This window comes from Longimicrobium sp. (assembly GCF_035474595.1).
Classification (GTDB): domain Bacteria; phylum Gemmatimonadota; class Gemmatimonadetes; order Longimicrobiales; family Longimicrobiaceae; genus Longimicrobium.
Genome location: NZ_DATIND010000087.1, coordinates 1 through 19,633 on the forward strand (window position 1 = coordinate 1; position 19,633 = coordinate 19,633).

At 72.6% G+C, this 19,633-nt stretch carries 20 protein-coding genes; 9 read left to right on the forward strand and 11 right to left on the reverse strand.

The features are described 5' to 3' along the window. Window positions 1-314 precede the first annotated feature (314 nt). Entirely contained in the window at window positions 315-1,634 is a 1,320-nt protein-coding gene (locus tag VLK66_RS15790) for an RDD family protein (RefSeq protein ID WP_325310410.1), read from the forward strand. After that, window positions 1,631-2,956 carry a phospholipase D-like domain-containing protein gene (locus VLK66_RS15795; protein WP_325310411.1) on the forward strand — a complete coding sequence of 442 codons (1,326 nt, stop codon included), beginning with the start codon at window positions 1,631-1,633 and terminating at the stop codon, window positions 2,954-2,956. The genes VLK66_RS15790 and VLK66_RS15795 overlap by 4 nt, the downstream gene beginning before the upstream one ends. A gap of 388 nt (window positions 2,957-3,344) precedes the next feature. Here VLK66_RS15795 and VLK66_RS15800 read toward each other — a convergent pair whose 3' ends face one another. Further along, on the reverse strand, window positions 3,345-3,917 hold the full coding sequence (locus VLK66_RS15800; RefSeq protein WP_325310412.1) for a hypothetical protein: 573 nt from the start codon (window positions 3,915-3,917) through the stop codon (window positions 3,345-3,347). A gap of 270 nt (window positions 3,918-4,187) precedes the next feature. Here VLK66_RS15800 and VLK66_RS15805 point away from each other — a divergent pair, with 270 nt between their 5' ends. From VLK66_RS15805 to VLK66_RS15825, 5 genes are all read left to right on the forward strand, one after another. Beyond that, a complete protein-coding gene (locus tag VLK66_RS15805; RefSeq protein ID WP_325310413.1) occupies window positions 4,188-4,535 on the forward strand; it encodes a MerR family transcriptional regulator in 348 nt (115 codons plus the stop codon). Window positions 4,536-4,569: 34 nt separating this feature from the next. Next, entirely contained in the window at window positions 4,570-4,893 is a 324-nt protein-coding gene (trxA, locus tag VLK66_RS15810; protein ID WP_325310414.1) for a thioredoxin, read from the forward strand. A 296-nt stretch (window positions 4,894-5,189) separates the two neighbouring features. Next, window positions 5,190-5,456 (forward strand): hypothetical protein, encoded by a 267-nt coding sequence (locus VLK66_RS15815; RefSeq protein WP_325310415.1) that lies wholly within the window; start codon window positions 5,190-5,192, stop codon window positions 5,454-5,456. Between the two features lie 141 nt (window positions 5,457-5,597). Further along, entirely contained in the window at window positions 5,598-8,411 is a 2,814-nt protein-coding gene (lanKC, locus tag VLK66_RS15820) for a class III lanthionine synthetase LanKC (RefSeq protein ID WP_325310416.1), read from the forward strand. A gap of 78 nt (window positions 8,412-8,489) precedes the next feature. After that, window positions 8,490-8,714: a hypothetical protein gene (locus VLK66_RS15825; RefSeq protein WP_325310417.1), complete on the forward strand. Its 225-nt coding sequence runs from the start codon at window positions 8,490-8,492 to the stop codon at window positions 8,712-8,714. A 16-nt stretch (window positions 8,715-8,730) separates the two neighbouring features. Here VLK66_RS15825 and VLK66_RS15830 read toward each other — a convergent pair whose 3' ends face one another. Beyond that, entirely contained in the window at window positions 8,731-9,486 is a 756-nt protein-coding gene (locus tag VLK66_RS15830; RefSeq protein ID WP_325310418.1) for a hypothetical protein, read from the reverse strand. A gap of 286 nt (window positions 9,487-9,772) precedes the next feature. Here VLK66_RS15830 and VLK66_RS15835 point away from each other — a divergent pair, with 286 nt between their 5' ends. Further along, complete coding sequence (locus VLK66_RS15835) at window positions 9,773-10,729, forward strand: MBL fold metallo-hydrolase (protein WP_325310419.1); 957 nt, start codon at window positions 9,773-9,775, stop codon at window positions 10,727-10,729. Between the two features lie 236 nt (window positions 10,730-10,965). Here the strand turns inward: VLK66_RS15835 and VLK66_RS15840 are convergent, their stop codons facing one another. Then, window positions 10,966-11,610 carry a hypothetical protein gene (locus tag VLK66_RS15840; protein WP_325310420.1) on the reverse strand — a complete coding sequence of 215 codons (645 nt, stop codon included), beginning with the start codon at window positions 11,608-11,610 and terminating at the stop codon, window positions 10,966-10,968. After that, window positions 11,610-12,137 (reverse strand): DUF6398 domain-containing protein, encoded by a 528-nt coding sequence (locus VLK66_RS15845; protein WP_325310421.1) that lies wholly within the window; start codon window positions 12,135-12,137, stop codon window positions 11,610-11,612. The genes VLK66_RS15840 and VLK66_RS15845 overlap by 1 nt, the downstream gene beginning before the upstream one ends. A 117-nt stretch (window positions 12,138-12,254) precedes the next feature. Between VLK66_RS15845 and hrpB the strand changes: the two genes are divergently transcribed. Then, the gene (gene hrpB / locus VLK66_RS15850) at window positions 12,255-14,762 is read left to right on the forward strand and encodes an ATP-dependent helicase HrpB (protein WP_325310422.1); all 2,508 of its coding nucleotides are present in this window, start codon (window positions 12,255-12,257) and stop codon (window positions 14,760-14,762) included. A gap of 67 nt (window positions 14,763-14,829) precedes the next feature. On the opposite strand, the gene VLK66_RS15855 is transcribed toward hrpB, so the two are convergent. The 7 genes from VLK66_RS15855 to VLK66_RS15885 all read right to left on the reverse strand — a co-directional run bounded on the left by VLK66_RS15855 (window position 14,830) and on the right by VLK66_RS15885 (window position 19,603). Next, complete coding sequence (locus VLK66_RS15855; protein ID WP_325310423.1) at window positions 14,830-15,063, reverse strand: pinensin family lanthipeptide; 234 nt, start codon at window positions 15,061-15,063, stop codon at window positions 14,830-14,832. Window positions 15,064-15,184: 121 nt separating this feature from the next. Further along, window positions 15,185-15,706 carry an NUDIX domain-containing protein gene (locus VLK66_RS15860; RefSeq protein WP_325310424.1) on the reverse strand — a complete coding sequence of 174 codons (522 nt, stop codon included), beginning with the start codon at window positions 15,704-15,706 and terminating at the stop codon, window positions 15,185-15,187. Window positions 15,707-15,756: 50 nt separating this feature from the next. Next, window positions 15,757-16,002, reverse strand: a complete 246-nt coding sequence (locus VLK66_RS15865; protein WP_325310425.1) for a hypothetical protein — start codon at window positions 16,000-16,002, stop codon at window positions 15,757-15,759. A gap of 166 nt (window positions 16,003-16,168) precedes the next feature. Then, complete coding sequence (locus VLK66_RS15870) at window positions 16,169-17,350, reverse strand: hypothetical protein (RefSeq protein ID WP_325310426.1); 1,182 nt, start codon at window positions 17,348-17,350, stop codon at window positions 16,169-16,171. 317 nt (window positions 17,351-17,667) lie between these two features. Next, window positions 17,668-18,669, reverse strand: a complete 1,002-nt coding sequence (locus VLK66_RS15875) for a DUF2332 domain-containing protein (RefSeq protein ID WP_325310427.1) — start codon at window positions 18,667-18,669, stop codon at window positions 17,668-17,670. Then, entirely contained in the window at window positions 18,666-19,283 is a 618-nt protein-coding gene (locus VLK66_RS15880; RefSeq protein WP_325310428.1) for an orotate phosphoribosyltransferase, read from the reverse strand. Before VLK66_RS15880 ends, VLK66_RS15875 begins: the two co-directional genes overlap by 4 nt. Then, window positions 19,280-19,603, reverse strand: a complete 324-nt coding sequence (locus VLK66_RS15885; protein WP_325310429.1) for a hypothetical protein — start codon at window positions 19,601-19,603, stop codon at window positions 19,280-19,282. Before VLK66_RS15885 ends, VLK66_RS15880 begins: the two co-directional genes overlap by 4 nt. Window positions 19,604-19,633 lie beyond the last annotated feature (30 nt).

A 19,633-nucleotide genomic window follows, 5' to 3' on the forward strand; every position in this document is an offset into this window, starting at 1 on the left:
CCTTCAGCAACTGCTGGATACTTGTTTCCAGCACGAGCATGGGGCACCTCCCTTTCTGGCGATTGGGTGTGGTGCCTCATGCTCTTTCTTTTTTGCCGCGTGTCAACGAAAAGCTATGCTATCAGATCCTTCGGCCTGCAAGCGGTTGTGTGGGCGCGGGTTACGGCGTGGGCGGCCTCAGGATGACGTCTTCGGGGAGTGGCATGCCCGTAGAATTGTCCATCTCCGTCCGGCCTTTGCCGTTGTCGGGGGGCGGGCGATGCAGATAAATTCAGCGCTCTCCCCCGCCGCCCCCGCGCTCCCCGGCACCCGCGATGGCCCACGCCCAGACCGCTCCCGGGTTCGACCCGCGCAAGACCATCACCCCCGAGTCGTTCCACGTGGCGCCGCACCTGCTGGGGCTGCCGCTGGCGTCTCCCAGCCGCCGCCTGGCCGCCATCCTGATCGACGTGGTGCTCTGCTCGATCCTGGCCAACAGCGGCAAGGTGGCATTCGCGCTGGGCATTGCCCTGGCGTTCTTCTGGTTCGCGGGACGCAAGCTGGGCAAGGGCGGAGGGTTCTTCTCGCGCTCGGCCCGCGCGGGGTTCCGCGGCGTCGGCGCGCTGATGCTGTTCGTGGCGGCCATCTCCATCTGGAACAGCGCCCGCCAGCGCGTGGCCGGCAACGACGGCGGGGACGAGGAGGGCGGGCAGCAGGCGGCGATGTCGGTGAACGGCGCGCAGCCGAAGCACGTCTCGGTGGGCAGCGTGGTGACCGGGACCGCGGCCGTCGCCGCGCTGACGCACGCCACCGACTCGGCCTCGGCCGCCGTGGCAGCGCGCCACGCCGTGCCGCAGCTGCGCAGGCTGAACATGAATGACGCGGCCATCCGCGAGGCGCTCAGCCAGACGGTGGCGGACCGCCCCGCGCCGGTCCGCGCCGGGGTGATGGCCGCGCTCGCGTCCGCGGACAGCGCGACGGCCGCGGCGGCGGAGACCGAGACGTCGCCGGAAGACTCGGCGGACGCGGCGCTCCGGGCGGACCCGGACTCGCTGGCGGCGCTGTACGTGGCCGCCGTGCACGCCGGCGACACCACCCGCGCGGACGAGCTGCGCCCGAAGCTTGCTTCGGTGATCGCGCACGACTCGCTCGACGCGCTGCGCGGCCAGGTCGGCGAGCTGCGGGAGCAGAGCGAGGGGCTGGAGCGCGACAAGCGCGAGCTGGAGCGGGAGAAGAAGAAGGCCGAAAACCGCGGCCTCCTGTCCATCCTGCTGGAATGGCTGGACGACCTGGGGATCGGAATCGGGTGGACGGGCCTGTACTTCACCGCCTTCATGGCGCTGTGGAAGGGGCAGACGCCGGGAAAGCGGCTGCTGGGGATCCGCGTGCTGCGCCTGGACGGCCTGCCCATGACGCTGTGGGCCAGCTTCGAGCGCTTCGGCGGCTACGCGGCCGGCTTCTTCACCGGCCTGCTCGGCTTCGCCCAGGTGCTGTGGGACCGCAACCGCCAGGCGATCCAGGACAAGATCAGCGAGACGGTGGTGATCCGCGAAACGCGCGGCGTTCCCCTTCCCGTGGCCCCCGCCGCCCGCCCCGCGCCCCCGCGCTGGCCGCCGGCCGGCGTGGGGCACCCCCTGACGGCGAGCGCGCGATGATCCTGAAGTGGACCCAGTGGGTCGACTGGCCCTGGTGGATCTCGGTCTTCTTCGTCCTGGGCGTGCTGGCCACCGTCTGGGCCTTCGCCACCCTGTTCCTGGCGATGGGGCGCCGCCCGCGCCGCCTGACCATCTACGACCGCCCGCCCGCCGGGTCGGCGCGCTTCCTGGAAAGCATCTCCGGGCTGCTGAACGAGCCGCTGCAGAGCGGCGGCACCGCCAAGTTGCTGAACAACGGCGACCAGATCTTCCCCGCCATCCTGCAGGCGCTCGGCGAGGCGCGCCGCACCATCAACTTCATGACCTACATCTGGGAGAAGGGGACGATCTCCGACCAGGTGCTGGAGGTGCTGGTGGAGCGGGCGAAGGCGGGAGTGAAGGTGCGGGTGATGCTGGACGGGATGGGCGCCTGGCGCGCGCCGCACAAGCAGTTCAAGGCGCTGGAGGCCGCGGGCGGGCGGGTGCGCTGGTTCAACCCCTTCCGCTTCGGCAAGCTCACCGCCTTCTACCGCCGCAACCACCGCCGGGCCATCGTGGTGGACGGGAAGGTGGCGTTCACCGGCGGCGCCTCGGTGGGCGACAAGTGGCTGGGGAACGCGCAGGACCGCGACCACTGGCGCGACATCATGATCGAGGTGCGCGGGTGCCTGGCGGTGAACCTCCAGAGCGCCTTCACGCAGCTGTGGGCCAACAGCACCGGCGAGATCCTGATCGGCGAGGACCACTTCCCCGGCACCGAGGAGGCCGGGACGGCGCCCGGCGCCGAGGGGATCTCGCGCCACATCACCGTCATCAGCTCGCCGGCCGAAGGGTCGCACCCGCTGCGGCTGTTCTACTGGACCACCCTGTCGTGCGCCCGGCAGAGCATCCTCCTGACCTCGGCGTACTTCGTTCCCGACCGCGACATCCGCCGCGCGCTGGCCGAGCGGGCGCGCGCCGGGGTGGACGTGCGGCTGCTCCTTCCCAACAAGTACACGGACGTGAAGATCGTCCGCCTGGCCGGCCACTTCTACTTCCGAGGGCTGCTGGAGGCGGGGGTCCGGATCTACGAGTACCAGACCACCATGATGCACACCAAGGCGCTGGTAGTCGACGGCATCTGGGGCGTGGTGGGCTCGGCCAACATGGACATCCGCAGCAAGGAGCTGAACCAGGAGGCGGTGATCGGCGTGGCCGACCGCGGCTTCGCGACCGAGCTGACCGACACCTTCCACGCGGACCTGGCCCAGAGCACGGAGATCCGCCTGAAGGAGTGGAAGCGCCGCCCCATCCTCTCCCGCGCGCTGGAGCGCATCGTGGTGCTGTTCGAGGAGCAGTATTGAGCCTGTGGCGTAACCATTGATCCGGCGGTGGCGGCTTTCACGCGCGGATAGTGAACGGCCTTGACAGTACCTCGGTTCGACTGGTAGATTTACAGCACTTAATCCCCCCGGCTTACTTCGGTGACCGGGCGCGAGGCCGTCCTTCGGGGCGGCCTCTGCTTGTTATGACAAATTCGAGGATCGATCGTGCCCGGCAGCGCACGTGCGACCTCGCTTATAGATCCTTCGGCCTGCAACCGCTCGGTGCGGGGCAACTACGGTGTGGTCGGCCTCAGGATGACGTCTCCAGGTGATTGCCGGATCCAGTATTACCAGATCGCAAAACAGCAGAGCAGCAGAGAGAGAAACCGTCCGCTGCTCTGCTTCTCCGCGTGGCTCAAATCTCTTCCTACCCGATGCGCAGTTGCGACCATTGCCAGCCGAAGAAGACGAGGAGGAGCGCCACGACGACGGAGTGGTACCCGCGCCTGCCGACGAACGCGAGCGAGGCCAGCAGCGCCGCGATGCAGAGCGTGGGGACCACGCGCAGGGGACCCGCGGAAACGATCGCGTCGTCCGTCCCGGACACGTAGTCCACCGCCAGGGCCAGCAGGGTGAAGAGCGCGAACAGCAGCCAGAAGTAGCGGCGGTTCTCGTCGTAGTAGGCGGAAAGGTCCAGCCCCTCGTCGGGGATCACGTCCGGCAGCGCCGCCGAGGCCAGCAGGAACATGCTGACCAGCGCAGACGCGAGGATCAGGAAGCCCCAGTACCTCGTCCACACGGCGGCGTGCCCCATCTCGTAGAACTCCCACCAGAACTGGAGGATGAGGAGCAGGACCAGCAGCGCCGCCGCCAGCGGAAGCCAGTGCCACGCGATGCGGCTGCGGGCGCGGAGCAGGCGGTGCAGGCTGACGGACAGGTCGGCGATCGCGAGGCCGATGAGGATGGACACCATCAGCAGCAGGTACTCGAAGGGGCTCACGTGGGACCGCCGCGGCGGAAGGCTGGACTTCGAGGAGTACCCGGGGGCCTGCGGGCAAGGTAAATCGATCTCCCCCGCATGACACGCTTTCCCTGCGGCTGCCCCGTCCGTCCTCGCCCCATCAGCCCCGCTCGCTCGACCCGAGACGACGCGGGTGCGGCTTCCTCCACGAGCCCCTTGACCCTAACATCAGTGTCACGGTTTACCTTCACATCAGTCCGCGGGCGGCACGGTCGCGGGCAGGGCAACGACGGAGGTGGCGAGATGCGCGTGGGTGAGCTTTCGGCGCGGACGGGGGTGAGCGTCCGCTCGATCCGGTACTACGAGCAGGCGGGGCTCCTTCCCGCCGCGCGCAAGCCGAACGGGTACCGCGAGTTCGACGCGTCCGCCGTGGAGCGGGTGGCGGCGATCCGCGGGCTGCTGGAGACGGGGTTCACTCTCGATGAGGTGCAGTCGCTCTCCTCCTGCCTCACCGCCGCGGGCGGCGACGCCGGCTGCTGCGGCCGCACCGTCGCGCTCTACCGCTCCCGGCTCGCGAAGATCGACCTGCAGCTGGCCACGCTCGCCACGCTGCGCGGCCGCATCGAGGAGCGCATCGCCCTGCTGGAGCCGTGCTGACCGGCCGTACATCAACCCGACGTGGAGCAGACCGATGAGCAGCACGATGACCGTGACCGACGCCACCTTCGGCGCCGAGGTAGAGCAGCACGAGGGGCTGGCCGTGGTGGACTTCACCGCCACCTGGTGCGGCCCCTGCCGCGTGCTGGCGCCGATCCTGGAGCAGGTGGCCGCCGAGCGCGCCGGCAGCGTGAAGGTGCTGAAGCTGGACATGGACGAGAACCTGCGCACGGTAACGCGCTTCAACGTGCGCTCCGCGCCCACGCTCCTCTTCTTCAGGGACGGCCAGCCCGTGGGCCAGATCATCGGCGCCGTTCCCAAGGTGCGCATCGACGCGGCGCTGGCGGAGCTCGTCTGACTCGCGTTCGCCGCACCGTCTCGCATGACACCGGGGGCGCGATCGAACCGCATCGCCCATCCCCTGCCCCGACCTCGAGTCCGAACGGCGCCGCGCACCCGCGGCGCCGTTCGCTTTTTCAGCATCTCCCTCCCGCTTTTCCGGGCAAGCCCAACGCGGCCGGCGTGCCGAGAGACGAACGGTTTCGGCAGCAGCCTGCCGAAATCACGGCTGTTCTCACCTTTTCCGCCCGATTATCTATCGAACAGGCGACCCTACCGGGCGCCCGCAGCCACCCTTCGAACCTGGAGGACCCGATGGGACCGCTCTACAACATGCTGGACCCGTTCGGCGGGCACGGGATGCCCGGCGACCCGATGGAGACCGTGCTGTCGCTGCAGACCATGTCCGACGCCGACGTCGCGGTGGTGGTCTATGACGACAACACCGACATCTGCCACCTGAACACCCTGCACACCAACAGCTGCTACACGGGCCAGTGCGACGGCATCGGCTCGACGGGAATCTGCAAGACGGGCAGCTGCAGCTACACCAAGGTGGCCGCGTCGCCCGGCTCGCTCTGAGCCGCCGCCCCGGGCGGTGGGGCCGCCCAGCCGAAGGGCTGGACGCGGCTCCGCCGCCCGCGGGCCATCCGAACGCCCGGTCCTTCCGCCCCCGGCCTCCGCGCCGGAACGGCGGCCGCTCTTCCCGCGCAGCCCCCGCCCATGGCCGACTACTCGACTTTCGTGCTCCTGGACCCCGAGTTCTTCGCGTCGCTCGACCAGCGGACGCCCGGGACGGAGTACCACGCGCGCGTCGCGTCGCTCCTCCCGGACGACTGGGAGATCGCCGCGCAGGGGGTGTGGACGTCGGTGCGACCCCCGCGGTGGGAGCACCTGCGGCAGGGGTGGAAGCTGCACGTGTCGGCCACGCCCGCCAACTCCGCCGACGTGCTGGAGCGCGTGGCGGCCGTGCTCGCACGCGACCCGGCCGCGTTCAAGTTCGCCTCCGACGCGGTGATGCTGAACATCCTCCTTTCCAAGAACTGGCCGCGCGAGGGCGGGGGAAAGTTCATCACCATCTATCCGTCGGGCGACGAGCAGTTCGGCCGGCTGGGCCGCGCGCTGGCCCAGGCCACGGCGGAGCTGGACGGGCCCTACATCCTTTCCGACCGCCGGGTTCCGGGAAGCCGCATCGTCTTCTACCGCTTCGGCGAGCACCTGGGCGGCGAAGAGGTGGACCCCGCGGGCACCCGCTCGCACCGGATCGCCACGCCGGGGGGCGGCACGGTGGTGGACGAGCGGCGGGGATACTACCAGATCCCGGACGGGGTGGACGATCCCTTCGGCGCCCGGGCAGTGCGCGTGCTTCCCTCCGGCGCCGAGCCCGAGAACCGGGTGACGCTGAACGGCCGCTACCAGGTGCGCGGCGCGCTGAAGTATTCGAACGTGGGCGGGATGTACCACGCGTGGGACGTGGAGCGCGACCGCGCGGTGGTGCTCCGCGAGCGGCGCCCACTGACCGGGTGGATCGACGCCGGCACCGACGCCGTGGCGCTGCTGCGCAAGGAAGCGGAGATCCTGCGCCAGCTGCAGGGAAGCGGCCTGGCGCCGGAGCTGGTGGACCTGTTCCAGGTGTGGGAGCACCACTACCTGGTGATGGAGCACGTGGAGGGGACGCCGCTGCGCGACTACGCGGTGGCCCGGTACTTCGGCCGCGGCCGGATGGGAAGCCCGCGCCGCCTCTTCCAGGTGTTCCGGCAGCTGATCCGCGAGCTGGCCGGCGGGCTCGAAGAGTTCCACCGCCGCGGGATCGTGCTGCGCGACCTGTCGGTGGGCAACGTGCTGGTGCGCCCCGACCGCTCGGTGTGCTTCATCGACTTCGAGTACGCCTGGGAGCGGCGCGAGGCCGGCGTGTTCGCCCCGCGCGTGGAAACGCCGGGGTTCGCGTCACCCGCGCAAGCGGCGGGCGAGCCGCCGTGCGAGGCGGACGACTTCTACTCGCTGGGCGCGGTGGTGCTGGAGCTGTGCTCCATGCTGGCGCCCGGCGTGGGGCTGAATCGCGCGGGCGTGCTCGACGCCGCGCGGCTGGCGATGGACGAGATCGGCCTTCCCCCCGAGCTGCTGGACGTCGCACGCGGCCTGCTGGAGCCGGACGCCGCCGCGCGCTGGAACGCCGGCGACGTGCGCCGCGCGCTGGACGGCGTCCGCGCTTCGGCCGTCCCGTGGGCCTGCCGCGAGCCGGGGCGCCTCCGCCCGCCGCCCCCCGTCCGCGCGGGGACCGAGGCCGAGGCCGCCGTCGCCGCGGAGGGCGTGTGCCGGTTCCTGGAGGCCAGCGCCGACACCTCGAACGCCGACGGCTTGTGGCCCGCCTCGCCCGACACGTACCGCACCAACCCCCTCTCCATCCGCTTCGGCGCCTGCGGCCCCATCGAGCAGGTGCGGCGGGCGCGGAGCAAGGTCCCGGACGCGTGGCTGGACTGGGTGGAGCAACGCGCCACGCCGGAGCGCTGCCCGCCGGGGCTCTTCGCCGGCCTTGCCGGCGTGGCGCTGACGCTGGCCGCCTGCGGGCGCGCGGAGGCCGCGCGCCGCGTGCTGGGCCAGGCGCTCGCGGCGCCGCTCCCCGCCGGGCACCATGCGCTGTACGACGGCACCGCCGGGCTGGGGATCGCCGCGCTGGCGCTGGGGAACGAGCTGGACGACGCGGAGCTGCGCGCCCACGCCGAGCGCATCGGGGGGGAGATGGAGACGCGGGCCGAGAGGCGCCGGCACGGCGTGGCGTGGCGGGGCGCGGACGGACGCATTCCCTGCGGGCTGGCGAACGGGGGGAGCGGGATCGGCCTCTTCTACACCTACCTGGGCGCCGCCACCGGCGACGTGCGCTGGTGGGACCTGGCCTCGCGCGCCCTGGCGTTCGAGCTGTCGCAGGTGACGCCCGACGCGGGGTACGCCTTCTGGCCGCTGCTGGGGGGAACGCGGCGCCGGCCGTACCGCTCGCCGCACGTGTACTTCGGCACGGCGGGGGTGGCGACGGCCGTGGTGCGCCTCCTGGCCTGCACGGGAGATCCGGAGCTGCGCGCGTGGACCGGCGAGTGCGCCCGCACCCTCAGCTTCCGCTGGACCAACAAGCTGTGGCAGGACATGGGGCTGGCGGGATGGGGCGAGACGCTGCTGGACATCCACGCGGTGACGGGCGACCCCGGGTACCGCGCGGACGCGCTGCGCGTGGCCGAGGGTCTGCTGCCGTTCCAGGTGCGCACGCGCTTCGGCACGGCGTTCCCCGGCGGCGCGCTGAACCGCGTGTCCAGCGAGTTCGGGATGGGGGCCTCGGGGATCGGGCTTTTCCTGCACCGGCTGGTGCACGGCGGCCACCGCGCCTTCTTCCCCGACCACCTCCTCCCCGGCTTCCCCGCGTCCGCGCCACTGGCGGGCGCGCCCGCATCGGCCGCCGTAGTTCCGGGGCCGGAGGCGGGCTCCGGACGCGCGAGGCCGGCGGCCGCGCGGCGCCGCGTCCGCGTGGGCATCGCGGCGGGCGCCTGATCCTTCGCGGATGGGCTCCGCGCATCGCAGCCGTCCGCGCGGGCGTCCCATCCATCCCCCCTTCATGGAGAGCCGTCGATGCGAACCGCCTTCATCCTCCACGATCCTCACGGCGCCGATCCCGCCTCGATCGACACGGTGCTGTCGCTGCAGACCTTCGCCGAGGCCTCCATCCAGCCGCCGGTAAGCCAGACGGAGGTCTGCCAGACGGTGGGGGCTCCGTGCGAGCCCGGATACACCCATGACGCCGCCGCGAGCACCTGCACGGTCTGCCTTTCCACGCAGCCGCCGATCCAGGTGTAGCGGTCCGGGGCAATCGCTACGCGCGGTTCTGGAACCAGCGGTGCAGCAGCGGCTCGGCGCCCAGCAGCTCGCGCACCTGCCCGGGCGAGAGCCCGAACACGCGCCGGAACTGCTGGCTCATGTTGGCCACGGTGAGCATCCCCAGCCGCTCCGAGAGCAGGTGCAGCGGCTCGGTGCTGTTGCGCTGCACGAAGAAGGCAACGTGCAGCGCGTGCGCCAGCGCCAGCCACGCGCGCGGGTTGGGCAGCCCCATCTGCTGCAGACGGCTGCGCCAGGTGCGCGCGGCCACCTGCCGGTTCAGCGACAGCCGCTCCAGCGTGCGCACGTCGGGCGCGGCGTCCAGCAGCTCGCGCACGTCGTCCTGCTCCACCCCCGGCGGCAGGTAGCCGGCGTCCGAGGCCCAGCGCAGCACGAACGAGCTCAGATCCAGCGGATGGGTGAGCTGCGCGCGCAGCACGTCGGGGTCCGGCGCGTCGCCGCCCAGGATGGCGCGGACCTGGGCACCCGCGGCGCTCCGCGCCGCGTCGGCCACCACCTGCAGCGGAGCCTCGGCGATCCATACGGCCACCGGCGAGCCCGGATGCCGCGCGCGCAGCTCGCGCACGTGCACCGGGAGCTGGCGCACCTCGGCACCGGGGTCGCTGTCGCCGGGAAGGCTGATCAGGCGCAGGAGCAGCACCTCGCTCCCGGCCGTACGCGGGCCGGCCGGCGCCAGGAACTCGCCGACGGACTCACGGAGGAAGGGTGAACTCCACTTGGCGACGGAAAGCATGAAGATGCGGTCGCGGGTTGTAGGGCGATTCGCATCTTAGTCGTTCTTTTAGGGACGTCAATCAAACATTTGGTAAACAGCAGAGCGTGGACAAAACGCGGAGACTCGCCACCGCCCTCGATCTCCCTCCGCGGCCGGAGAGCCGGATCGCATCCAGGAAGGCCGCGCCGTCTCTCCACCTCTCGTCGCGGTGAAGGGTCTGCATCCCTGCGGCACACGCCTTGAAGCGCCCTCCCCGCTCTTCCGCATGGGCATGCGACGACGGGGACACAGGCGAGGAGCGAGCATGGCGACGGAGCTGCTGAGCGAGGTACGGGGCGATCCGGACGTGGAGATCGCGCACGACGTGGAGTGCGTGCGGACCGGCATCGTCAACTGCTTCCTGTACGGCGAGCCGGGCGCGGGCGACCGCGGCTGGGTGCTGGTCGACGCGGGGATGTACGGCTTCGGGCACACCATCGTACGCCACGCGGCGCGGCGCTTCGGGGCGGAGTCGCGGCCGGCCGCGATCGTGATGACGCACGGGCACTTCGACCACATCGGCGCCCTGCGCGAGCTGGCGGAGGCGTGGGACGCGCCGGTGTACGCGCATCGGCTGGAGCTGCCGTACCTCACCGGCCGCTCGTCGTACCCGCCGCCGGACCCCACGGTGGGCGGAGGATTCATGGCCCTCGGCAGCCCGCTGTATCCGCGCGGCCCCATCGATCTGGGCGAGCGCGTGCAGCCGCTCCCGGAAGACGGCTCGGTGCCGGGGATGCCGGGGTGGCGGTGGCTGTGGACGCCGGGGCATACCCCCGGCCACGTCTCGCTCTTCCGCGACTCCGACGCGGTGCTGATCGCGGGCGACGCGTTCGTCACGACGAAGCAGGAGTCGCTGCTGGCGGTGCTGGAGCAGCGCCCGGAGATCCACGGCCCGCCCGCGTACTTCACGCAGGACTGGGATGCGGCGCGCGGGTCGGTGCAGCGCCTGGCCGAGCTGAAGCCCGAGGTCGTGGCCACCGGCCACGGCCGCCCGCTGCGCGGCCGGGTGATGCGCGAGGGGCTGGAGATGCTCGCGGCGAACTTCGAGATGCTCGCCGTGCCGCGCGACGGCCGCTACGTCCGCGCCCCGGCCCTCGCCGACGAGCGCGGCACCGTCTCCGTGCCCCCCGCGGTGTTCAACCCCACGCCGGTGCTGATCGGCGCGGGCGCGGCGCTGGCGCTGGGCATTCTCCTCGGCCGCCGCCTGCGCCAGCGGGATTGAGGCGGAGGCAGCTCACGCACGAACAAAGGCCCGCGCTTCCGGCGCGGGCCTTTGTTTCGTGGGCTGGCGGACGAGGAAGGATGGGCGCTGGCGCGTTCCGAATGCTGTTGAAGCCTCGCGCGGTTTGCGAGGCTTGCCGTAGTTGTTGCCGCGGCGCCGCGGCTTCAGCCGCCTTTCCGCGCAACGGCTTCGTGCTGTCGTCGCCGCGAATCCATTCGCGTCGATCTGGACGCACCTCACCTTCCGCGCGCCACCACCACGTCGGCCCGCGAGCGCGGCAGCACCTCGAGCGTCTGGTCGTACTGGCCGCTGAAGCCGGTGATGGTGACGCGCGTGCCGGGGCGGATCGCGCGGAAATCGAAATCGCCAGCGCCCGCGGGGAAGAAGATCTGCACCGCGCCCGATCCGTCGTCGATGCGCAGCTTGTGGCCGTACGGCGCGTCGTTCGTCACCGAATCCACCGCCGTCCCGCGCACCGTCACCAGCCGCCCCTCCGTCCGCTCGCCCACGGACGAGGCGCGCACGCGCCGCGGCCGGGGCACGCGCCCGTGGCCGATCCGCCGGATGCCGGGCGACACCAGCGTGAGCAGGCCGTGGCTGCTCGCGAGCGTCCCCGTCACCCGCATCCGCGCGCCGGTGCGCAGGTGCTGCGTGCTGTCGGCCACCCAGATGCCGCCGGTGGCGTCCTGGATGGCGAACCCCGCGTCGATCACGCCGGAGGGCACCGTCACGATCCCCTCCACCGTCACCTCGCGGCCGGCCGCAAAGGTGCGCGCGCGGGCGATGGTGTAGGTGAGCGGCGGCCGTGCGGCGCGCTCCGGTGGCGCCAGCGCGGCGCAGGCGAGGGCGATGGCCGCGCAGGCGGCGAGCTTCACGTGCATCAATCCCCCCTCGGTTCCGGAACGAACGGGATCAACCCGGCTGCGTGCATCTCCTCCTGGAGTTCCCGGGGCAGATCGCGGGCGTCCACGATCATCCCGTTCGACAGCTCGAAAAGCCACGTGAGCGGGCTCTCCTCCACCAGCTTCCGGAGGCTCCAGCGCGAGTCGAAGTAACCGATCTTCAACATCTTGCGAATGTCGGCCGCCTTGGTCGAGGCGGTGCCCTGGCTCACCTCCATCAGCCGGCAGAGCTCGCGTGCCTCCAGGAAGGGCTGGTTGCCGGGGTCGAAGAGGAAGTTGATCTGCCCGAGCGCGTACACGATCGCCGCGGCCCAGCTCCTCGCGCGTCCGCCGGCCAGCGGAGACGGACGCTTGCGGCTGAGCACCGCGGCCATCTCCCTCGCCAGCGCGGCGTACTCGGCATCGAGGTGCGCCGCGGCGAAGGCGTCGGTGACGGCGACGATTTCGTCGTACCTCGCCCGCATCTTCTGCGGCACCTTCAGATCTTCGGAGTCGTGGGAAGCCATGGCCGGAATGCTGGGGGGATTCGGAAACCCGGAGAAGAATACAGAATGCGTGTTTCCGGCCCGCCGCGCGAGGGGTGAGGTGGAACGCACGCGCCCGGCGTGCGATATTGGGCCGCGATGAGTCCTCTCCCCGATACCGCCCTGCCGATCGAGCCCGTGCTCCCCGCGCTGCGCGAAGCCCTGCGCGCGGGGACGGCCGCCGTGCTGCAGGCGCCCCCCGGCGCGGGGAAAACCACGCTCGTCCCCCTGACGCTGCTGGACGAGCCGTGGCTGGGCGGGCGGAAGATCGTGATGCTGGAGCCGCGCCGCCTGGCCGCGCGCGCCGCCGCGAACCGGATGGCGCAGCTGCGGGGCGAGCGCGTGGGCGCGACGGTGGGCTACCGCGTGCGGATGGAGACGCGGGTGGGCCCATCGACGCGCATCGAAGTGGTCACCGAGGGCGTGCTCACGCGGATGCTGCAGCACGACCCGGCGCTGGAGGGGGTGGGGATCGTCGTCTTCGACGAGTTCCACGAGCGCTCGCTGCACGCCGACCTGGGCCTCGCCCTCACCCTCCAGTCGCGCGCCGTGCTCCGCGACGACCTGCGCGTGCTGGTGATGTCGGCCACGCTGGACGGCGGCCCCGTCGCGCGGCTGCTGGGGGATGCGCCGGTCGTCACCAGCGAGGGGCGCGCCTATCCGGTGGAGACGCGCTGGCTCGCGCGGCGGCCGGAGGGGCGCATCGAAGCCGTCACCGCGCGCGCGGTCCGCGACGCGCTGGAGACGGAGGAGGGCGACGTGCTCGTCTTCCTCCCCGGCGCGGGGGAGATCCGGCGGGTGGAGGAGATGCTGGCGGCGGACGGGCTTCCGCGCGGTGTCCGCATCCACCCGCTCTTCGGCAACCTGCCGCAGGAGGCGCAGGACGACGCCATCCGCCCCTCCCCGCCCGGCTGGCGAAAGATCGTGCTGGCGACGTCGATCGCGGAGACGAGTTTGACGATCGAGGGCGTGCGCGTGGTGGTCGATTCGGGGCTGATGCGCGTTCCCCGCTTCTCGCCGCGCACCGGGATGACGCGGCTGGAGACGGTCGCCGTGTCGCGCGCGTCGGCCGACCAGCGGCGCGGGCGCGCCGGACGCTTGGGCCCCGGCGTCTGCCGGCGGCTGTGGACAGAGGCGGAAGACGCGGCGCTGCAGCCGTTTCGCCCGCCCGAGATCCTGGAGGCGGACCTGGCGCCGCTCGCGCTGGAGCTGGCGGCGTGGGGCGTGGCCGATCCGGCCGAGCTGCAGTGGCTGGATCCGCCGCCCGCCGCGGCCTTCGCGCAGGCGCGCGAGCTCCTGCGCGAGCTGGGCGCGCTGGACGCCGCCGGCGCCGCGACGCCGCACGGCCGGGCGATGGCGGCGCTCCCGCTGCACCCCCGCCTCGCGCACATGCTGCTGCGCGCGAAGGAGATGCGGCTCGGCGCGACGGCGTGCGACCTCGCGGCGCTGCTGGCCGAGCGCGACGTCCTGCGCGGGGAGGGACGCGCGGCGGACGCGGACGCGCGGCTGCGCCTGGCCGCGCTCCGGCGCGAGGGCGGCACCGGCGGCCACGGCGTGGACCCCGCGGCGCTGCACCGCGTCCGCGCCGAGGCGAAAGATCTCCGCCGCCACCTCGCCGCATCCCCCGCCGACGCGGACGACGAGGCGGCGGGCGTGCTGCTCGCGCTGGCGTATCCGGATCGCATCGCGCAGCGGCGGCCGGGCGCGGCTGGGCGGTATCTCCTCCGCAACGGCCGCGGCGCCGCCTTTCCGCATCCCCAATCCCTTTCCGAATCCCCGTACCTCGTCGCCGCGGAGCTGGACGACGCGGGGCGCGAGGGGCGCATCCTGATCGCCGCCCCGGTGGAGATGGCCGAGATCGAGCGCCACTTCGCGGACCAGATCGCCACCGAGGAGTCGGTAGCGTGGGACGATGCGGCCGGCGCCGTGCGCGCGCGGCGGATCGAACGCCTCGGCGCGATCGTCCTCCGCGAGGCGCCGCTGGCGGAGCCGGATCCCGGGCGCATCGCCGCCGCGCTGGCGGACGCGGTGCGGCAGGCGGGGATCGCGTCGCTGCCGTGGACGAAGGCGTCGGCGCAGCTGCGAGAGCGCATCGCCTTCCTGCATCTCCACGACCCGTCGTTCCCCGACGTGTCGGACGGGGCGCTGCTGGAGACGCTGGGCGATTGGTTGGGGCCGCGCCTGTACGGGCTGCGGAAGATGGACGAGGTGCGGCGGATCGACCTGGCGCCGGTGCTGGAGGGGATGCTGGCGTGGGAGCAGCGCCGGCGGCTGGACGAGCTGGCGCCGACGCACGTGGAGGTGCCCAGCGGCTCGCGCATCGCGATCGACTACACGGACGCGGCGGCGCCGGTGCTGGCGGTGCGGCTGCAGGAGGTGTTCGGGTGGACCGAGACGCCGCGGATCGCGGGCGGGCGCGTGCCGCTGACGCTGCACCTGCTGTCGCCCGCGCGGCGGCCCGTTCAGGTCACGCGCGACCTGGCCAGCTTCTGGCGAACGGGCTACTTCGAGGTGAAGAAAGATCTGAAGGGCCGGTATCCCAAGCACTACTGGCCCGACGACCCGCTCGTCGCCGAGGCCACCGCGCGTGCCAGGCCGCGGCGGTGACGACGGGAAGACAGAAGGGGCCGGACGCGCGCCGCGTCCGGCCCCTTCCGTCTTCCCTCGCAGGTGCTTACGCACACTCCACGCTGTCCGTGAATCGCACGCACCGCTCGGGGCACGCGGTGTTCTGCGAGCAGCCGAAGGTGCAGTCGAAGTTCGGATCGGTGGGGTAGCAGGGGCCCAGGAAAGAGGGCGGCGCCGGCACCACCTGCTGCTGGCCGCGCACGGTGCCGGCCTGCGCGGGCGCCACATTCGACGTCTCGAAAGACGTGACCTGGATCGCTTCGAGCTTCAGCTTCTTCATGGGATCGGCTCAGGTGCGGTGTACGAACGAGCGGGAGAGGAACATCAGAATCTATCCAAATCTGTCGCTTAATACAAGCTAACAGCATGAATCTCCGTCGACTCACCGCGATCCGTACGCCTTAACGCACTCCCTCGCGCCCTGCTGGCGGATGCCACTCCGGCGCGTCGAACATCGCCTGTTCCCCGGGCGCGTACAGGCGCGGCAGCACGGGGCGGAGCCAGTCGGCCAGCGGTAGCGCGGCGGCCTCATCGGCGCGCCAGAAGCGCGCTTCCAGCGTCTCGTCACCGTCGGCGCGCAGGGAGCCGCTGACTACGGCGCACTCGAAGACGGCCGTGACGTACTGCGCCACGTCGCCGTTGGGGTAGCGCACCTCGAACCCGGGGCCGCCCCACACCGCCAGCAGCCGGCGCGGCGTGACGAGCAGCCCCGTCTCCTCCCAAACCTCGCGCACCACCGCATCGGCCGGTGTCTCATCGGGCTCGATGGAGCCGCCCGGCGTGGACCACACGCCGCCGTCGCGCTGGCGGACCAGGAGCAGCCCGCCCGCATCGCCGCGCACCGCGGCGGTGACCGACGGCAGCACGAGGCGCATGGTTCCCACACGCTCGCGCAGGGCGCGGAGGTAGGGTGAAATCGCCAAGCCGGTCTCGGTGTCTGGAGATGGAATGCGGCGTGCCGGCCGCGCCCATTCTACCGCGGCGTCTCGACGCGGCGGCGGCGCCACAGACCGGCGGCGGCGAACCCGGAGAGGATCGTGCCCGCCGCCATCAGGCACAGGTAGACGGTTGCGGCGGGCCGAAAATGGCCGCTCGGATTGGAGATGATGAACGAGCCGGCCATCGCGTAACCGGCGCAGGCGTACGCGCTGCCCAGCAGGCCCAGGGCGAGCACGAGCCAGGGCCCGAAGCTGCGACGCGGTGAGCCGATCGAAGTCATCGTTTCATTTCATCCCATGCGCCCGTTCCGATCATTCTGTTTCGATCATAATGAGCCGGGTGACGCTTCCACAACCTTCCGGCATCGGCGGAGGCAATCATCTCCCCTTCCGCATCACAGCCCGTGATCGGGCTTTGAGATGGCGCGGTGCCGTGTAGAGCCCGCCTCAGCTCCCGGCCAGCGCCTCGCCGATCTCGGCGGCGAGGTCGTCCAGCCCGGGGAACGGCCGCGCAGGGGTTCCGGGCGGCCGCAGGCGCTCGTAGCGGGTGGTGGCGCGGCGGGCCGCGAGGCAGTCGGCGGCGGGCTCGCCGTCGTCCAGCCGCGCCCCCGATTCGGCCAGCACCTCCAGGCAACCCATCTCCAGCACCTCGTCGCCGAGCGCGCCGGCGCCGGCCAGCGCGATGCGGGCCAGCGCGGCGCCGTCCATCCCCAGCTCCCGCAGCAGGGCGGCGGCGCGCGCCGTCAGGGCCAGCGCGGAGACGGACGCGCAGCGATCCAGCGCTACGTCCCCGAGAACCTCGCCCAGCCGCTCCAGCGACCGGCGCGCGGCATGATCCCACGCATCGGCCGTGAGCCGCGCCTCGGCCGCGCGGAAGACGAGCACCGCGCGGTTCCACTCGCCGGCCCCGTCAGCCGCTGCCGCCGCCACGCGGCTCGCCTCGCGGAAGTGGCCGCGGCCGGCCAGGGCGACGCATCGCCCCTCGGCCGCCACGGTGGCGAGCGGGTCGCCGGGGGCGATGCGGCAGGCGCCGAGGTAGTGCTCCACGGCGTCGTCGCGGCCGTTGGACAGCAGCACCTTCAGGCCGTCCAGCACGGCCACGTTCGTCGCCAGCCGCTCGAGCTCTCCCATCCCGGTGCCGTCGGCGGCCAGCCGCTCGCCGGCCACGGTGACGCCCGCCATCGCCAGCGTTCCGCGCCGGCCGCCCTCCAGCATCGCCAGGAAGCGCGCCAGCGCCTCGGACACGCGGCCCGCGAGCCCGTCCAGCCGCCCCAGGGTGATCCACGGCTGGATCGCGTGCACCGCCAGCTCCTCGCGCCCCGGGCGGGCCTCGCGCGCGATGGAATCCAGCGCGGCCAGGCAGGTCCGCCGCGCGGCATCCGGCCGCCCGGCGTGCACCTGGACGAGCGCGGCGTGGCTGGCGCAGACGGCCAGCCGCCCCACGTCGCCGCGGGTGGGCGCGCCGGGCGCGGGGATGCGCGCCAGCGCGTCGCGGAGCCGGCGCACCCAGCCGTCGAGCGGCGCGCGCGGGAGCTGGTCGTGCGGCGAGAGAATCCGCCGCGTGACGCCGGCTCCGCCGGCCACGCCGGGGCGGGCCGCGTATTCCGGCTGGGTGACCGCACCGGCCATGCAATGCTCCTTCGCTGGGTGGCGATCCGTCTTCCGCCCGAATCATCCACCCCGCGGCGCGCGGCCGGTATCCGTCTGGGACGAACGGCGGCCGCGCGTGACGAACGTCATCCCCCAACGGCGAAGCCCCCCTCCCGGCGTGGGGAGAGGGGCTTCGTGGTGACGGCGCGGTCGGGCGGCGGACGGCGCCGGGTCGGGCCGCCGCGCCAGGACGACGAGCGGGTTCTCGGACATCCGCTGCCGCAGCAACGTGATGGTGTCGTCTGCCATGCTGTCGGAGAAACGCGAGCGGGAGATGGGGATCGGCGGACGAAGCGTCATCCGCTCGCGCCCGGCGTTGCGATCCACTCGATCGACTGCCCGTGCGGGCCCGTGAACGCCACCGGCTCGCCGTCGACCGCGAGCAGGAAGCGGTCCTCCGGCGGCGCCCGGTCCAGCTTCGCGGCCACGGCGGGGAGGACGCGCGGGAACTCGTTGCTGATCCACACCGCGCCGAGCTCCTTCACCACCCCGGCGAAGCGCGTCCGGGTCTCCGACGCGACGTAGGCCAGCACGGCGGAGTGGAAGATGACGAGCGTCGCGTCCGGCGGAGCCGTTGCCGCGAGCGCGGGGAGGTCGGCGAGGAGATCGCCGCGCGAGACGGACGGCGGCGCCTCGGCGGCGATGCGCATTGCGGCGCGGAGGCGGGCGGCGCGGGCGTCCTGGCCGGGCCACACCAGCGTCTCCAGCCACGCCGCCTCCGCGGGATCGGAGAGGTCGAGCGGGTTCAGGTCGATCCCCGCGCGCCACGCGATCTCCGGCATCCGCTCCGGAATCGGCGTCGCGCCCTCCGCGCGGCAGGGGAAGACGGGCGGCAGATGCTCGCCCGGCGCGACCGGTGCGAGGCGCGCGCGGCCGTAGTCGTACGCGTAGCGCTCGGGGAGCAGGCACAGCCCGGCGGACGCGCCGGCCTCCAGCAGCGCCAGCGGCTGCGGCAGCCGCGCGAGCACGGGGAGCAGCACGGCGCAGCGCCCGGGCTCGTTGGTCTGCGTGCTCCGCGCCAGCACCAGCCGCCGGACCGGCTCCGGATCCTGCTCCACCAGCCGCGCGAGGTGCCCTGCATCCTCCGGCGTGCCATGGAGATGGCGCACTGCCGCGAACACCAGGTTCGGCTGCTGCTTCGCCTCGGGAAGAGCGGAGATGAACCGCAGCAGCGGCTCCGACCCGGCGACACCGCGCGCAAGCTCCTCGTAGAGCGGCGAGACGCCCTTCGCCTCGTGCTCCGCGAAACGGAGGTAGCGCTCGCCCAACTCGATGAATGGAGATTCGCCGCCCGTCACGCCCTCTCTCCGCCCGCGGCCACGTCCTCCAGCGGGGCGCCGGCCGCGCACAGCGGGCACTCGCCGGGAAGCCAGAGCTCGTACGCCTCGCGCGCGACCGCCTCGACGGGGATGCCGCGGGCGGCGAAGAACTCCGCGCCCGCCGCGCCCAGCACCAGCAGCGCCCCCGCGGCGACGGGAACCGCGCCGTGCGCCTGAAGCTCCGCGAACGTGCCGCGCAGCGCCGAGCCCGCGCTCATCACGTCGTCCACCATCGCGACCCGTTTGCCACGCACGCGCTCGACGTATGCGGTCGGAAGGAGATACCGCGCGGCGTACAATCCACCAGCATCCGCCGGCATCACCCGCTCGGTGAAGCAGAACTCCACGCCCAGCGCGTGGGCCACGAGCTGCGCCAGGAACGCGCCGCCCAGCAGCGGCCCGCACACCGCGTCCACGCCGTGCGCGCGCATCGCGTCCGCCAGCGCGGCCACGAACGGCCCGATCCGCCGCGGCTCGGCGAAGAGCGCGTCCAGGTCCAGCCAGAGCCCGCCGTGATGGCCGGACTCCAGCCGGAAGTGCCCGCGCCGCCCGGAGACCAGTTCCAGGAACGCCGCCGCGCCGGGCTGCGTCATCGCGCGAGCGGCCCCGGCTCGACCACGGGATAGTGCGCCGAGCGTTCGTCGAAGCGCGCCAGCAGCGCCCGCGCAGACTCCGGCACGACCGCGCGCTCGTAGTCGTCGCCCGCGAACGCGCGCACCGCGTCCAGCGAATCGAACCACATCAGCGTGACGAACTCCACCTCGGCGCCCGCGTCGCGGCGGAGGAGCTGGATGCCGCGGAAGCCCGCGATCTCCCGCCCCTCGATCGCGTGGAAGATCTCGGTGCGAAGGAGGCGTTCGTACGCGTCCGCGTTCGCGGGTGTGGTCCATCCATGCCAGATGCGGCAGATCATCGGGGTTCCTCCGGGTTGTCGAGCAGCTCC